Origin of the sequence: Gemmobacter lutimaris, assembly GCF_003570715.1 — a bacterium.
Classification (GTDB): Bacteria; Pseudomonadota; Alphaproteobacteria; order Rhodobacterales; family Rhodobacteraceae; genus Gemmobacter; species Gemmobacter lutimaris.
Genome location: NZ_QXXQ01000007.1, coordinates 158,891 through 172,643, shown reverse-complemented (window position 1 = coordinate 172,643; position 13,753 = coordinate 158,891). Strand labels below are relative to the sequence as shown.

Annotated in this window: 9 protein-coding genes; 5 read left to right on the top strand and 4 right to left on the bottom strand. The window is 62.7% G+C overall.

Annotated features, from left to right (window positions below):
• Nucleotides 1-125 precede the first annotated feature (125 nt).
• Nucleotides 126-1,772, top strand: a complete 1,647-nt coding sequence (locus D2N39_RS14015) for a calcium-binding protein (RefSeq protein ID WP_119135390.1) — start codon at nucleotides 126-128, stop codon at nucleotides 1,770-1,772.
• A 48-nt stretch (nucleotides 1,773-1,820) separates the two neighbouring features.
• Here D2N39_RS14015 and mfd read toward each other — a convergent pair whose 3' ends face one another.
• Nucleotides 1,821-5,288 (bottom strand): transcription-repair coupling factor, encoded by a 3,468-nt coding sequence (gene mfd, locus D2N39_RS14010; protein WP_119135389.1) that lies wholly within the window; start codon nucleotides 5,286-5,288, stop codon nucleotides 1,821-1,823.
• A gap of 36 nt (nucleotides 5,289-5,324) precedes the next feature.
• Nucleotides 5,325-5,849, bottom strand: a complete 525-nt coding sequence (locus D2N39_RS14005) for a component of SufBCD complex (protein ID WP_119135388.1) — start codon at nucleotides 5,847-5,849, stop codon at nucleotides 5,325-5,327.
• 154 nt (nucleotides 5,850-6,003) lie between these two features.
• Here D2N39_RS14005 and hemB point away from each other — a divergent pair, with 154 nt between their 5' ends.
• Together hemB and D2N39_RS13995 are read left to right on the top strand one after the other, a co-directional pair.
• Nucleotides 6,004-7,002, top strand: coding sequence for a porphobilinogen synthase (hemB, locus tag D2N39_RS14000; protein ID WP_119135387.1), 999 nt, complete (start codon nucleotides 6,004-6,006; stop codon nucleotides 7,000-7,002).
• Nucleotides 7,003-7,129: 127 nt separating this feature from the next.
• Entirely contained in the window at nucleotides 7,130-7,678 is a 549-nt protein-coding gene (locus D2N39_RS13995; RefSeq protein WP_199725253.1) for a lipid-binding SYLF domain-containing protein, read from the top strand.
• Between the two features lie 26 nt (nucleotides 7,679-7,704).
• Here the strand turns inward: D2N39_RS13995 and D2N39_RS22925 are convergent, their stop codons facing one another.
• Both D2N39_RS22925 and D2N39_RS13980 read right to left on the bottom strand, forming a co-directional pair.
• A complete protein-coding gene (locus tag D2N39_RS22925) occupies nucleotides 7,705-8,967 on the bottom strand; it encodes a calcium-binding protein (RefSeq protein WP_158589836.1) in 1,263 nt (420 codons plus the stop codon).
• An 83-nt stretch (nucleotides 8,968-9,050) separates the two neighbouring features.
• Nucleotides 9,051-9,917: an NAD(P)-dependent oxidoreductase gene (locus D2N39_RS13980; RefSeq protein WP_119135383.1), complete on the bottom strand. Its 867-nt coding sequence runs from the start codon at nucleotides 9,915-9,917 to the stop codon at nucleotides 9,051-9,053.
• A gap of 79 nt (nucleotides 9,918-9,996) precedes the next feature.
• Here D2N39_RS13980 and D2N39_RS13975 point away from each other — a divergent pair, with 79 nt between their 5' ends.
• On the top strand, nucleotides 9,997-12,462 hold the full coding sequence (locus D2N39_RS13975) for a penicillin acylase family protein (RefSeq protein WP_119135382.1): 2,466 nt from the start codon (nucleotides 9,997-9,999) through the stop codon (nucleotides 12,460-12,462).
• A gap of 239 nt (nucleotides 12,463-12,701) precedes the next feature.
• Nucleotides 12,702-13,742 carry a hypothetical protein gene (locus tag D2N39_RS13970; RefSeq protein WP_119135381.1) on the top strand — a complete coding sequence of 347 codons (1,041 nt, stop codon included), beginning with the start codon at nucleotides 12,702-12,704 and terminating at the stop codon, nucleotides 13,740-13,742.
• The last annotated feature ends 11 nt before the right edge of the window (nucleotides 13,743-13,753 follow it).

Sequence of the window (13,753 nt, the reverse complement as noted above, 5' to 3'; positions counted from 1 at the left end):
AGTTTTTTCTATTTCCGGGCGAGTTTTCCGCACCGGACATTCATTTTTCACATTTTCGCCCCGCTTCGCCGTTAACCACAGGGCCACAGGGGCAAGACACAACCATTTTTTACAGAGGACAAGACATGACGACGAGCATCCTGACCGGCTTCCAGATTGGTTATTCGGGTTCCACCCCGAACTCGATCGGCGCCACCACCCTCAGCATCGTGACTTCGGACAGCTTCAGCTTCGCCTATGATTTCGATGCACCTGATGCCAACGATTATTCCTCGATCACGCTGACCAAGGTTCTTGGCACCGCGCCGACGGTTGCCATCGGCAACACCGCTGTCAGCCTGGAGACCCAGGCGGCCATCGCCGAAGTGAACTGGGGTGGTGACAAATTCACCCAGATCCTGCGGATCACCGTTTCCGGCGTGGACCATTTCTTTGCCATGCGCGGTGATGCCCTTCCGGCCTTCGCCAATGTGGCCGCCTACAACACCTTCCTCGCAGATGCTTTCCCGTCGTCCGATGTGGACCTGTGGGATTCCCGCACCCAGGCCCCCGGTCGTCTGCTGAAGCCGAGCTATTTCGACGCCTTCACCAGCACCACCGAAGATGATTTCATTCAGGGCGATGCTGCGGTCAACGACTGGACCACCGATCCGCTTCAGACCGGCGCTGGCAACGATACCGTGCTCGGCACCACCAATGCCGACATGATCAACCTCGGCACCGGCAGCGACTTCGTCAATGCGAATGACGGGGACGACAATGTCTTTGGCCTGTCGGGCAATGACACGATCAACGGTCAGGGCGGCAACGACACGGTTTCGGGTGGCACGGGCGCCGATACCATCACCGGCGGTGACGGCGATGATCGTCTGCTGGGCGACGGTGGCAATGACACGATTTTCGGCGATGCAGGCAATGACTACATCGACGGCGGCAAGCAGGACGATGTGCTGCTGGGCGGTGCCGGTGACGATACCATCAAGGGGAACCAGAACGACGACACCCTGCTCGGTGGCGGTGGCAACGACAGCATGTCGGGCGGCGCTGGCGCAGATTCGATCGACGGCGAGGCTGGCAACGACAGCATCTCGGCCGGCAGCGCCAATGACACCGTGACGGGCGGCGACGGCAATGACACCATCGCGGGCGGTTCGGGCAATGACACTCTGTCGGGTGGCGAAGGCAACAACACGATCCGCGGCGACAACGGCAACGACCAGATCACCAGCGGTTCGGGCAATGACAAGATCTCGGGCGGCGCCGGCAATGACCTCGTGAACTCGGGTGACGGCAATGACACCGTTGCCGGTGACTCGGGCAACGACAACATCGCCACCGGCGCGGGTGATGACACGGTGGCCGGCGGTTCGGGTGATGACACCATTGATCTGGGTGCAGGCAACGACAAGACCAACGCGGGCAACGGCGACGACCTTGTCAGCGGCGGTGACGGTGCAGACACGATCAGCGGTGCCAACGGCAATGACACGATCTCGGGCAATGCCGGGGATGACGTGATGTCGGGTGGCAGCGGGGCCGATACCTTCGCGTTCTCGCTCGGTGACGGGGCAGACACCATCCGCGACTTCAAGGATGGTGTGGATCACGTCAGCTTCGACGCCGATCTGGGGATCACCAGCTTCTCGGAACTGCGCGACATCGCTTCGGCAGACGGCCGGAACCTCGTGCTGGATTTCGGCAACGGCGATGTGCTGACGCTGAACAACATCAAGATCACGGCTCTGGCGGGCGACGTCGATTTCCTCGCCTGATACGGCAGCATCAAGATGGAAAGGCCCGGACAATCGTCCGGGCCTTTTTCATTTGCCTTTTGGTTTCAGCACCTTTTCCGCCAGATCGCGGGCGATGCCAAAGGCGCCGCGAATGCGGTCTCCCTCGGTCGGCCAATCGACAGCCAGCACGATCTTGTTGCCAGCGACCTTGGCCCCGCCCTGCTGGGCTTGCAGATATTCCACCAGTCCCGCCGGATTGGCGAATTTGTCATTGTGGAACTGCACGGTCGCGCCTTTCGGCCCCGCATCCAGCCGCGAGATACCTGCCTTCTTGCACATCGCCTTGATGCGCACGACCAGCATGAGCGTGTTCACCTCTTTCGGCAGTGGCCCGAAACGGTCGATCAACTCGGCGGCGAACCCCTCCAGCTCCACCTTGCTGGCCAGATGGCTGAGCCGGCGATAAAGCCCCAACCGGATGTCCAGATCGGGCACATATTCCTCGGGGATCAGCACCGGCACGCCAAGGTTGATCTGCGGCGCCCATTGGTCATCGACCGGCGCAAGGCCGGTGATCTCGCCAGATTTGATCTTGGAAATCGTCTCTTCCAGCATCTGCTGGTAAAGTTCGTAGCCGACTTCCTTGATATGGCCTGACTGTTCCTCGCCCAGCAGGTTCCCCGCGCCGCGCAGGTCGAGGTCATGGCTGGCAAGGTTAAACCCGGCGCCGAGGCTGTCGAGGCTTGCCAGCAGCTTCAGCCGCTTCTGCGCCTGCGGCGTCAGCGGGCTGCGCGGCTTGGTGGTCAGATAGCAATAGGCCCGGGTTTTCGACCGGCCGACGCGGCCGCGGATCTGGTAAAGCTGGCTGAGGCCGAACATGTCAGCACGATGCACGATCATCGTGTTCGCGGTCGGAATATCGAGTCCGCTTTCCACGATGGTCGTGGCCAGCAGCACGTCATATTTGCCGTCGTAGAACTCGTTCATCCGCTCATCAAGATCGCCCGCCGCCAACTGGCCATGCGCAACGACGTAACTGACCTCGGGCACATGGCTGCGCAGGAAATCCTCGATCTCGGGCAGGTCGGCCACGCGCGGCACCACGAAGAAGCTTTGCCCGCCGCGATAGCGTTCACGCAACAGTGCCTCGCGCAGCGTCACGGTGTCGAATTCGCTGACATAGGTGCGGATCGCCAGACGGTCCACCGGCGGGGTAGCGATGATCGACAGATCCCGCACCCCCGTAAGCGACAGTTGCAGCGTGCGCGGGATCGGCGTCGCGGTCAGGGTCAGCACATGCACCTCGGCGCGCATTTCCTTCAGCCGCTCTTTGTGGCTGACGCCGAAATGCTGCTCCTCGTCGATGATCAGTAGCCCGAGGTTCTTGAACTTCACCCCCTTCGCCAGCAGCGCATGGGTGCCGACGCAGATGTCCACGGTGCCATCTTCCAGCCCCTTGCGGGTGGCGGCGGCATCCTTGGCGGAGACGAAGCGCGACAGCGGTCGCACCTCGATCGGGAAACCGCGGAAGCGTTCGGCGAAGCTGCGGTAATGCTGGCGCGCCAGAAGCGTGGTCGGGCAGATCACCGCGACCTGCATCCCCGCCATGGCGGCGACGAAGGCCGCGCGCATGGCGACCTCGGTCTTGCCGAAGCCCACGTCGCCCACCACCAGCCGGTCCATCGGATTGCCGGCCTCAAGATCCGCTACCACATCGGAAATCGCGTTCAACTGATCGTCGGTTTCCTGATAGGGGAAGCGCGCGGCGAAAGCCTCCCATGCCGAATGCGGCGCCTCAAGGATCGGTGCATGGCGCAGGTGGCGTTCGGCGGCAATCCGCATCAGCCGGTCGGCGATCTCGCGGATGCGTTCCTTCAGCTTGGCTTTCTTCGCCTGCCATGCCCCGCCACCCAAGCGGTCCAGCAGCCCATCCTCATGCCCATAGCGGCTGAGGAGTTCGATATTCTCGACCGGCAGATAAAGCTTGGCATCTTCGGCATAGACCAGATGCACATATTCATGCGGTGGGCCGGGTCGGTTGCGCGGCGGTTCCGGCACACGCAGGGTTTCCAGACCGACGAAGCGCCCGACGCCATGTTCGACATGCACCACCAGATCGCCGGGGCTCAGCGTGCCAAGGTCTTGCAGGAAGTTCTCGGCCCGTTTCTTGCGGCGCGGCTTGCCCAGCAGACGGTCGCCCAGCACATCCTGTTCGGAAATCACCGCAAGGCCCGGCGCGGTAAAGCCCTCGTCCAGCGCCCAGACCGCGAGGAACAGCCCGCCCTTGCCTTCCGGCACCGCGCGCAGATCGGCGATTTCGGCGGTGGCCGAAAGCCCCTGATCCTCCATCAGCCCCTTCAGTCGCTCGCGCGCACCTTCGGACCACGAAGCAATCACCACCTGCCGCTCGGTCCGCAGGCTGCGCACATGATCGGCGAGCGCGCCGAACAGGCTCAGGCTTTCGACCTGCCGCTCGGGCGCGAAATTGCGCCCGATCCGCCCGCCCGCATCCAGAACGCCCGGACCGGGGCTTTGCGGCAAAGGCGAAAGCTGGATCACCCGATGACCGGCAATCGAAGCCTCAAAGGCGTCGTCGTCCAGATAAAGCGCTTCAGGCGGGCACGGTTTGTAAACCGTATCCATCCGCCCCTTGACGCCCAGATGTTCGCGCCGCGCCTCATATTGATCGGCGATCCCTTCCCAGCGCGACAGCCGTGCGGGTGTCACCTGATCGTCCAGCATGACGCTGGCATCAGGGAGATAATGGAACAGCGTCTCCAGCCGGTCATGGAACCACGGCAGCCAGTGCTCCATCCCCTGATGCTTGCGGCCCGCGCTGACCGCCTCATACAGCGGATCATCCGTCGTGGCACCGAATTCGATGCGATAGGTCTGGCGGAAACGGGTGATCGCCGCCTCGTCCAGCATGACCTCCGACACCGGCGCCAGATCGACGGCCGTCAGCTTTTCGGTGGTGCGCTGGCTTTCGGGGTCAAAGCGGCGGATGCCATCCAGCACATCGCCGAAGAAATCCAGCCGCACCGGCCCGCCTTCTCCCGGCGGGTAGATGTCAACGATGCCGCCGCGCAGCGCGTAATCGCCGGGTTCGGTGACCGTGGTCGTCGGTGAAAACCCCATGCGCGCCAGATAGTCGCGCAAGGCCCCCTCATTCACCCGTTCGCCCACACGCGCCGAGAACGAGGCTGCCCGCACCACCTCGCGCGCCGGCAGGCGCTGCGTCACCGCGTTCAGTGTGGTCAACAGGATGAAGCGATCCGCCACCCCATGCGCCAGCAGCGCAAGTGTCGCCATCCGGCGGGCCGAGATTTCGGGATTGGGCGACACCCGGTCATAGGGCAGGCAGTCCCAGGCCGGGAAATCCAGCACCAGCGCATCGGGCGCCATGAAGGTCAGCGCACGGCGCATCGCCTCCATCCGCTTGTCGTCGCGCGCGACATGCACCACAGCCCGGCCGCGTGACAGTTCCTTCGCCAGCAGGCGGGCATCATATCCCTCGGGCGCACCGCCGAGGACAATCTTCATCTGTTCCGACATGCGCCCGATGTAACCCCTGCCGCGCCGAAGTAAAGCCTAGCCCAGAACCCCGATATGCATGTTCTGATACATCCCCCAAAGCGAGGTCAGCAGAATGGCGATCATCCCGATGAACTGCGTGCCCATCCGAAGATGCACCAGCCGCTTCATCAACGCCTCGCCCTGATGGTCACCATCCGCGACCTTGTGGGCGGTGCGCACCGCAAGGGCAGAAACCAGCACCATGGGGAAGAACAGGCAGAAGGCCGCCTGCGCGAATTCGATGCCGTAGAAAAAGCCCAGAACAATCAGAAGTGTCAGGATGAAGGCAATGAACCCGGCGATCCACAGGCCCGAGACATGGGTAATGTAAAGCAGTCGGTTCACATTGACCCGCGCAATCGCCTCCAGATCCTCCTGCGCCTGCCCGCCGGTGCGGCGCGCGCGCAGGACCAGATCGAAGGGCACACCCAATACCCAATGGCTTGTCATCGACCATTGCACCGCCAGCATGATCCAGAACCACAGGTTCGAGAAGGATCGCATGTCGATCAGTTCGAATATGGTCTCATACCATTGCATGCGGCTCTCCGGTCGGGATCTGCCCCCAAGGACGGGCGTAATCTGCGGCATTCCTATCCTTGCGGCGCGCGCTTTTCCATGGCAGGCAGAAAAAATTCCGGTTGAGGGTGACCCTGTCGCCCCGCCGTCCGAGATCTGCCGCGAGGACATGACGATGCACCCCAGCCAGGCCGCCTTTCCCGCCACCCGCTTTCGCCGGATGCGGCGCACCGAAAGCCTGCGCCGGCTGACGCAGGAAAACGTGCTGACCGCCAATGACCTGATCTGGCCGATCTTCATCCGCGATGGCGAGAATATCCGCGAGCCCGTCGTCTCGATGCCCGGTGTGGACCGGCTGTCGATCGACCTCGCCGTGCAGGCGGCGGAAGAGGCGGCGGGCCTTGGCATTCCGGCGCTTTGTCTGTTTCCCTATACCGACCCTTCGGTAAAGACCGAGGCCTGCGAAGAGGCGTGGAACCCCGATAACCTGACGAACCGCTGTATCCGAGCGATCAAGGCGGCGGTTCTGGACATCGCGGTGATGACCGACATCGCGCTCGACCCCTATAATTCCAACGGCCATGACGGGCTGGTGCGCGACGGCATTATCCTGAACGACGAAACGGTCGAGGCGCTGGTGCGCATGGCGCTGGCACAGGCCGACAGCGGTGCCGACATCCTTGGCCCTTCCGACATGATGGATGGCCGGATCGGTGCGATCCGCACGGCGCTGGAACGCGCGGGCCACAAGGATGTGGCAATCCTCAGCTATTCGGCCAAATATGCCAGCGCCTTCTACGGCCCGTTCCGCGATGCTGTTGGCGCCTCGGGTGCGCTTAAGGGCGACAAGAAAACCTATCAGATGAACCCCGGCAACAGCGACGAGGCCCTGCGCCTGATCGAACGCGACCTGCGCGAGGGCGCCGATATGGTGATGGTGAAGCCCGGCATGCCCTATCTCGACATCTGCCGTCGCGTGAAGGACAGCTTCGGTGTGCCGACCTATGCCTATCAGGTGTCCGGCGAATACGCGATGATCCGGGGCGCCGCGCTGAACGGCTGGATCGACGGCGAAAAGGCCATGGTCGAAAGCCTGCTGGGTTTCAAACGCGCGGGCTGCGATGGCATCCTGACCTACTTTGCCCCCGCCGTCGCGCGGCTTCTGCGCGGCTGACGGGCGGTCTTTCGCCGTTTGTCATAGCGCAGACGACCAAGGGCAAGTGACATGGCCCGCGCGATCCGCTATATCTGGCGCAGACGGCCCGTCAGAGGCCATACGACAAACGGATATGAGGCAGAGCATGATCGACAGACGCAGCTTCCTTCTGTGCTCGGGCGCGGCTTTCGCGTTGGGTGCCTGCGGCAATGGCGTGGGCGGGCGCGGCAGCGCAACCATCGACGCCCGCGTGGATGAGACGCGCAACTACCTGTTCAGCCGCTACCCCGGCACGCGCGACCTCGCCTCCAAGGCCTACGGCGTGCTTTACATGCCGCTGGTCACCGAGGCGGGCTTCGGCATCGGTGGCGCCTTCGGCCGCGGTGCCCTGCGCATCAATGACGTGACGGTGGATTACTATTCCGCCGCCAAGGCCTCCATCGGGCTTCAGATCGGCGCCCAGCAATATGCCCATGCCCTGTTCTTCATGACACAGGATGCGCTCAGCGATTTCCGCCGCTCACCGGGCTGGGCCGCCGGGGCCGACCTGAAATATGCCACCCCCGAACAGGGCGCCTCCATCGGCAAGGAAACGACCGAAATCGACCCGGTCATCGCACTGGTCTTCGGTCAGGCCGGCCTGATCGCCGGGGCCACCCTGTCGGGCACCAAATACACCCGCATCATTCCCTGAACGGGTTCTGGTCCGGCGCATCGGCCTCAGACGAGAAAGATGTCCTTTGCCGTCACCGTGGCCCCGGCCTGCAAATCCGCGACAAGGACGGGGCCATCCCCGCCCTTTCCATCTGCGTCAAACCAGAGCGTTGTATCTTTTGTGCGAAAGATGAAGTGGTCATCCCGGTCCTGCGCCTTGTTGTCGGTGCGGGCCCTGAAATGGCTTGAACCCAGCACACCCGCCTCCATCCCTGCGCCGAAGGCATAAAGCGAAAACTGGAACCTGTCGTTCTGGTTCTGGCTGACCGAGACGAAATCAGTGATCCGGTCGCCATTATCATTGAGCGTATTGTATACGAATGTGTCGTTGCCCGCTCCGCCGGTCAGCCGGTCCTTGCCAGCGCCACCTGTGATCCGATCGGCGCCACGCGCGCCGTCGATCGTATCGGCCCCGGCCCACCCCTCCAGCGAGTTTTTTCCTGCATCCCCCCGGATGTGATCGGCCCGGCCAGAACCGATGACATTCTCGATTTCAGCCCACAGATCGGTCGCGGCGGCACCATCGGCTTCAAAACTGTAATCAAGTGCAATCGCAACAGCAGATGTTCCCCGGAATACGAGCGAGTCCGTGCCGTCACCTCCCAGAAACACCTCGTCGGCGGCACCCGGGAAGAAAGAGTCATCCCCGGCCTCGCCGTCGATCTGCCCCAGAACGCGCCCGCCACTCCGGCCATCATACCAATCGTTTCCGCCACCCAGTCTCACAGTGCCGTGGATGGCCCCGCTATTGATGACTTGATCGTCAGCATCGGCATTCTCGTTCAGATAAACTGCAAAGCTGCCTGTCGTGACCGTGATTTCGCCGCTGTTCGTGATCGTCACCCCCCAATCCCGCGCTTCGGCACTTTCAATCGTATTGACAGCTGCCGAAATGGTGCCGGCGTTTACAATCTCTGCGCCACCAGACAGTAACTGAACAGCACGATTGGCACCGTCAATCACGCCGTGGTTGACCAGATCAAGCTGGCCGCCATAGCTGATCAGCGGGGTATTCGCTGCAATGATCCCGCTTTGCGTAATCTGTACCGCCAGGGTGCCCGGAGTTGCCGCAGCACCTGACAGAATGGCTGTGCCACTCGCGGCGATTGTCCCCGCGACGGTGAAGCGGGCAGTGTCGGAGGCCCGGAACAGATCCGCACCATTGGTGTTGTAGACATAGCCCAAGGCTCCCACCACAACGATGGACGAAGGGCCGAGCGCAATGGTCTGAGCGGAATTTACGCTGGAATTATAGGCAATCAATGGCATGGCTGAACCTGCTTGAAATAAACAGGATCAGCCTATCGCAAATCGACCGAGTCGCACCGATAATTTTATCGGCGCGCAGGGGTTCAGCGGGTCAGCCTGCGGATCAGGCTCGACGTATCATGACGCCCGCCGCCCATGTTCTGCACTTCCTTGTAGAATTGATCCACCAGTGCGGTGACAGGCAGCGAGGCGCCGATCTGGTCGGCGGTTTCCAGACAGATTTTCAGGTCCTTGCGCATCCAGTCCACCGCGAAGCCGAAATCGAACTGATCGGCCAGCATGGTCTTGTGGCGGTTCGCCATCTGCCAGCTTCCGGCTGCGCCCTGACTGATCACCTCGACCACCGCCTCGCCATCCAGCCCGGCCTTCTGCCCGAAGGCCAGCGCCTCGGCCAGCCCCTGCACCAGCCCCGCAATGCAGATCTGGTTCATCATCTTGGCAATCTGCCCGGCGCCACTGTCGCCCAGACGGCGGCAGATGCGGGCGTAGGCGGCAATCACCGGCTCGGCACGGTCATATTCGGCCTGTGCGCCGCCGCACATCACCGACAGCACGCCGTTCTGCGCCCCGGCCTGCCCGCCCGACACAGGCGCATCGACAAATCCCTTGCCTTCCCCTGTGGCTGCCGCCGAAAGCTCGCGCGTCACCTGTGCCGAAACCGTGGTGTGATCGACGAAGATCGCACCGCGATCCATCCCGGCAAAGGCGCCATCCGCCCCAAGGCAAACCGCACGCAAGTCGTCGTCATTGCCGACACAGGCCATCACGAATTCCGCCCCCTGCGCCGCCGCGCGCGGCGTGGCGCCCCAGCGGCCGCCAAATTCCGCAACCCAGGTCTTCGCCTTTGCCTCGGTCCGGTTGTAAACTGTCACCTCATGGCCTTTCGCCACCAGATGACCCGCCATCGGATAGCCCATGACCCCAAGGCCGAGAAATGCCACCTTCGCCATCGTGAACCCTCCTGCAATTGCCCCCGGACGCAGGATCGACTAGGAACGCATCTCGGGTTCAAGGTCAAGGACGCGCCCCATGCTTATGGTTTTCCGCTGGATGCTGCGCATTTTCACGGGGCTGGTCGTTCTGGCCAGTCTGGCGCTGGCCGGGGGCTATTATTTCCTGTCGCGCTCCCTGCCCGATTACAGCGAGGATTTCACGCTTCAGGGGCTGCATGCCCCGGTCGAGATCGTGCGCAACAATGACAATGTGCCGCATATCTTCGGCTCGGATGACCGCGATGTCTATTTTGCGCTGGGCTTCACCCATGCGCAGGACCGGCTCTGGCAGATGACCATGCTGCGCCGCACCGCACAGGGCCGGCTGTCGGAAGTGTTTGGCAACCGCACGCTGAAGATTGACGAGTTGATGCGGCGCTATGACCTTTACCGCTACGCGACCGAGGCGGTGGCGGTGCAGGATGAACAGACGCGCGCCGCGCTCGACGCCTATGCGGCAGGCGTGAATGCTTGGATCGCCGAGGTGAACCGGGGCGCGCGCGGACGCGGGGCACCCGAATTCTTCTTCTTTTCGAACGAAATTGCGGCCTGGCAACCGGCGGACAGCCTTGTCATCCTGAAGCTGATGGCACTGCAACTGACCGGCCAGCTGGAAGATGAGGTGATCCGCGCCCGCCTGTCGCTTGCCCTGCCCGAAAACCGCCTGCGGGACATCCTGCCCGATGATCCGGGACAGGCCATCGCCGCCCTGCCCGATTATGCGCAGATCGTGCCCGGCCCCTTCCCGCAGGGGACGCCGCGCCGCTATGCCGAGGATCCGCTGTCCCCCTTCCCGCGCCGGGGCTTTTCCGGTGCCTCGAACGCTTGGGCAGCGGCGCCGGCGCGGGCGGCTGCCGGTGGCACATTGCTGGCCAATGACCCGCATCTGGGCTTCACCGCGCCGACGCTGTGGTATCTGGCGCGGCTGGAATTGCGCGCGGGCGGGGTCATCGGCGCCACCATCCCCGGCGTGCCGGTCGTGATGGCGGGCCGGTCCGAAGCGCTGGGCTGGGGGGTGACGACGGCCTATGTCGATGATCAGGACCTGCATATCGAGGAAGTGAACCCCGACAACCCCGAAGAATACCGCACGCCCGACGGCTGGAAGAGGTTCGAAACCCGCCGCACCATCATTCAGGTCAAGGATGCGGCCCCGGTCACCATCACGCTGCGCTGGACAGACAATGGCCCGGTGCTGCCCGGCTCGCATTACGACCTTGCCACCATCACCCCGCCCGGCCATGTCATGTCTCTGAGCTGGACCGCGCTGACCGCGCAGGACACCTCGATGACTGCCGCGATTCATCTGATGGGTGCCAAAAGCACCGCCGAGGCAATGGAAGCGGGCCGCCTGTTTGTCGCGCCCGCGCAGAATCTGATGCTTGCCGACCGCGAAGGCATCGCCATGCAGATCATCGGCGCAGTGCCGCAACGCGATGCACGCAACCAGACGCGCGGCCGCATGCCCTCGCCCGGCTGGCTGGCCGAAAACCGTTGGCTCGGCAGCTTCCCCTACGCGGAAAATCCGCGCTTCGTGAAACCCGCGACCGGCATTCTGGGCAATACCAACAACAAGACGGTGGATCAGCCCTTCCCCCGGCACCTGTCCTATAACTGGGGCGATACGCAGCGCGTGCAGCGCTGGCTGACGCTGATGAAGACGCGCGAGGTGCATACCCGCGAAAGCTTCATCGAGGCGCAGCTTGATACTGTCAGCCCGACGGCTCGCGCCATCCTGCCCTTGATCGGGGCAGATCTGTGGTTCACCGGCGAGGCAGCCCCCGAGGGCACGCCCGAACGGCTGCGCCAGCGTGCGCTGGAATTGATGGCCAAGTGGAATGGCGAGATGAATGAACATCTGCCTGAACCGCTGATCTATCAAGCATGGATGCGGGCGCTGCAAGACCGGCTGATCCGCGATGAAATCGGCCCGCTTGCGGACGAGTTCACCAAGATCGAGCCGGTATTTCTGGAGCGCGTCTACCGTAACATCGACGGCGCAAGCGCATGGTGCGATGTGATCCAGTCGGCGCAGGTGGAAACCTGCACCGACATGGCCCGTATCGCGCTGGATCAGGCGCTGCTGGATCTGTCCGAGAAATACGGCCGCAATCTGGAAAGCTGGCGCTGGGGCGACGTGCATCAGGCGGCGCATGACCATCCGGTGCTGGGGAACGTTCCGATCCTGCGTTACTTCGTGAACATCCGCCAAAGCACCAGTGGCGACGACAATACGCTGATGCGTGGCAGTCCCAAGGGCACCGGCCCCGATCCCTGGCTGAACGTCCATGGCGCGGGCTATCGCGGGGTCTATGATTTCGCCGACCCCGACAGTTCGGTGTTCATCATCGCCACCGGCCAGTCGGGCCATCCGCTCAGCCGTCACTATGACAATCTGGGCGAGCGTTGGCGGCGCGGGGAATATATTCCGATGTCACTGGACCCTGCACTGGCCCGCGCGGCCTCGGTGGGCGACAGCCACCTGAGGCCGGTCATGCCATAGAACACAGCCGGAACTGCGGCGGAAATGCGGCAGTCCCGTGGCCAAAATCCGTGTGACGAACGGATCATCCTGAATTTAACACATTAATATAAAACAGAATCTTTAACTTTCCCGATTTGGGAAACGGTCATTTTCCACCCGCCACATGGCGTGAATGCCTTGAATTTGCCACAAAGCGACCGGGGGCATTCTAGTGTCACGCCGCCGGATCGTCTCCGGTGCGTGCGATGGGGACAGTCATGGCGGATACAAGGACCTACGAATACAATCTCGACGGCGTGAAATTCACGGCCGAGCTTTACATCGGCCAGTCGGGCGAGGTTGAAGCCAAAGTCACGATGCTGGAAGGGCATGCCGACTTCAACACGATGTATTGGGGGGATGACACCTTCGCTGGCGACAGCGCTACGGTCAACAACCCCAATCACGAGCCGATCGATCTGGAGGCCGCTGGCATCAAATGTCAGGACGTGCAGTTCGACTACGCACAGAAGATGTCGGCACCGGGTTTCGAATGGGAAGGCACCGACAAGCCGACCTATCTGGAAGCGGGCGAGACCGGCTATGTGACGCTTGCCGGCGAAACCAACCTCGACAATGTCGATGTTCTGGGCTTCTGGGGCACCAATGCCTCGACCCCGGATGGCGAGATGAATGCGGTCGCAGGAGACGGGATCGCGGATTGCGGCGAAGAAAGCTGCGGTGGCGGCCGTGACCACGATCACGATCACGATCACGACGACCATGATGATTGCGACCGCGATCACCATGACGATGGCAAGGATTGCGGTGGCAAGGACGGCCATGGCAAGGACAACGATGACGACAAGGATTGCGGCGGCTGGGGCAGCCGGGATCGTGATGACGACCATGGCGGCGGCAAAGGCGGCTGGGGTCATGACGGCGGCTGGGGTAAGGGTAATGACTGGGGCCACAGCGGCGGCTGGGGAAAGGGCAACGACTGGGGCCACAGCGGCGGCTGGGGCAAAGCCTGCGACACCGGCAAGGACTGGGGCAAGGATTGGGGTTGGGGCAAAGGCAACGACGACGGTCACGGCAAGGGCGACACCGCCGATTGTGGTGGCAGCAGCAAGTCGTTTGGCTGGTTCAAACCCCTCGGCAGTGGCTTTGCAGGCAAGTTCATCAACCTTGACCCGGCAAAATTCTACGAATCCTGCATGACGCAGAAAGACCCCGAGGAAGATCAGGCGCAGAACAACGACGATGACGATGACAATGATCATCACGGCGGTCACGGCGACTGGCACTGCTTCATGTAAGAAACGGATCG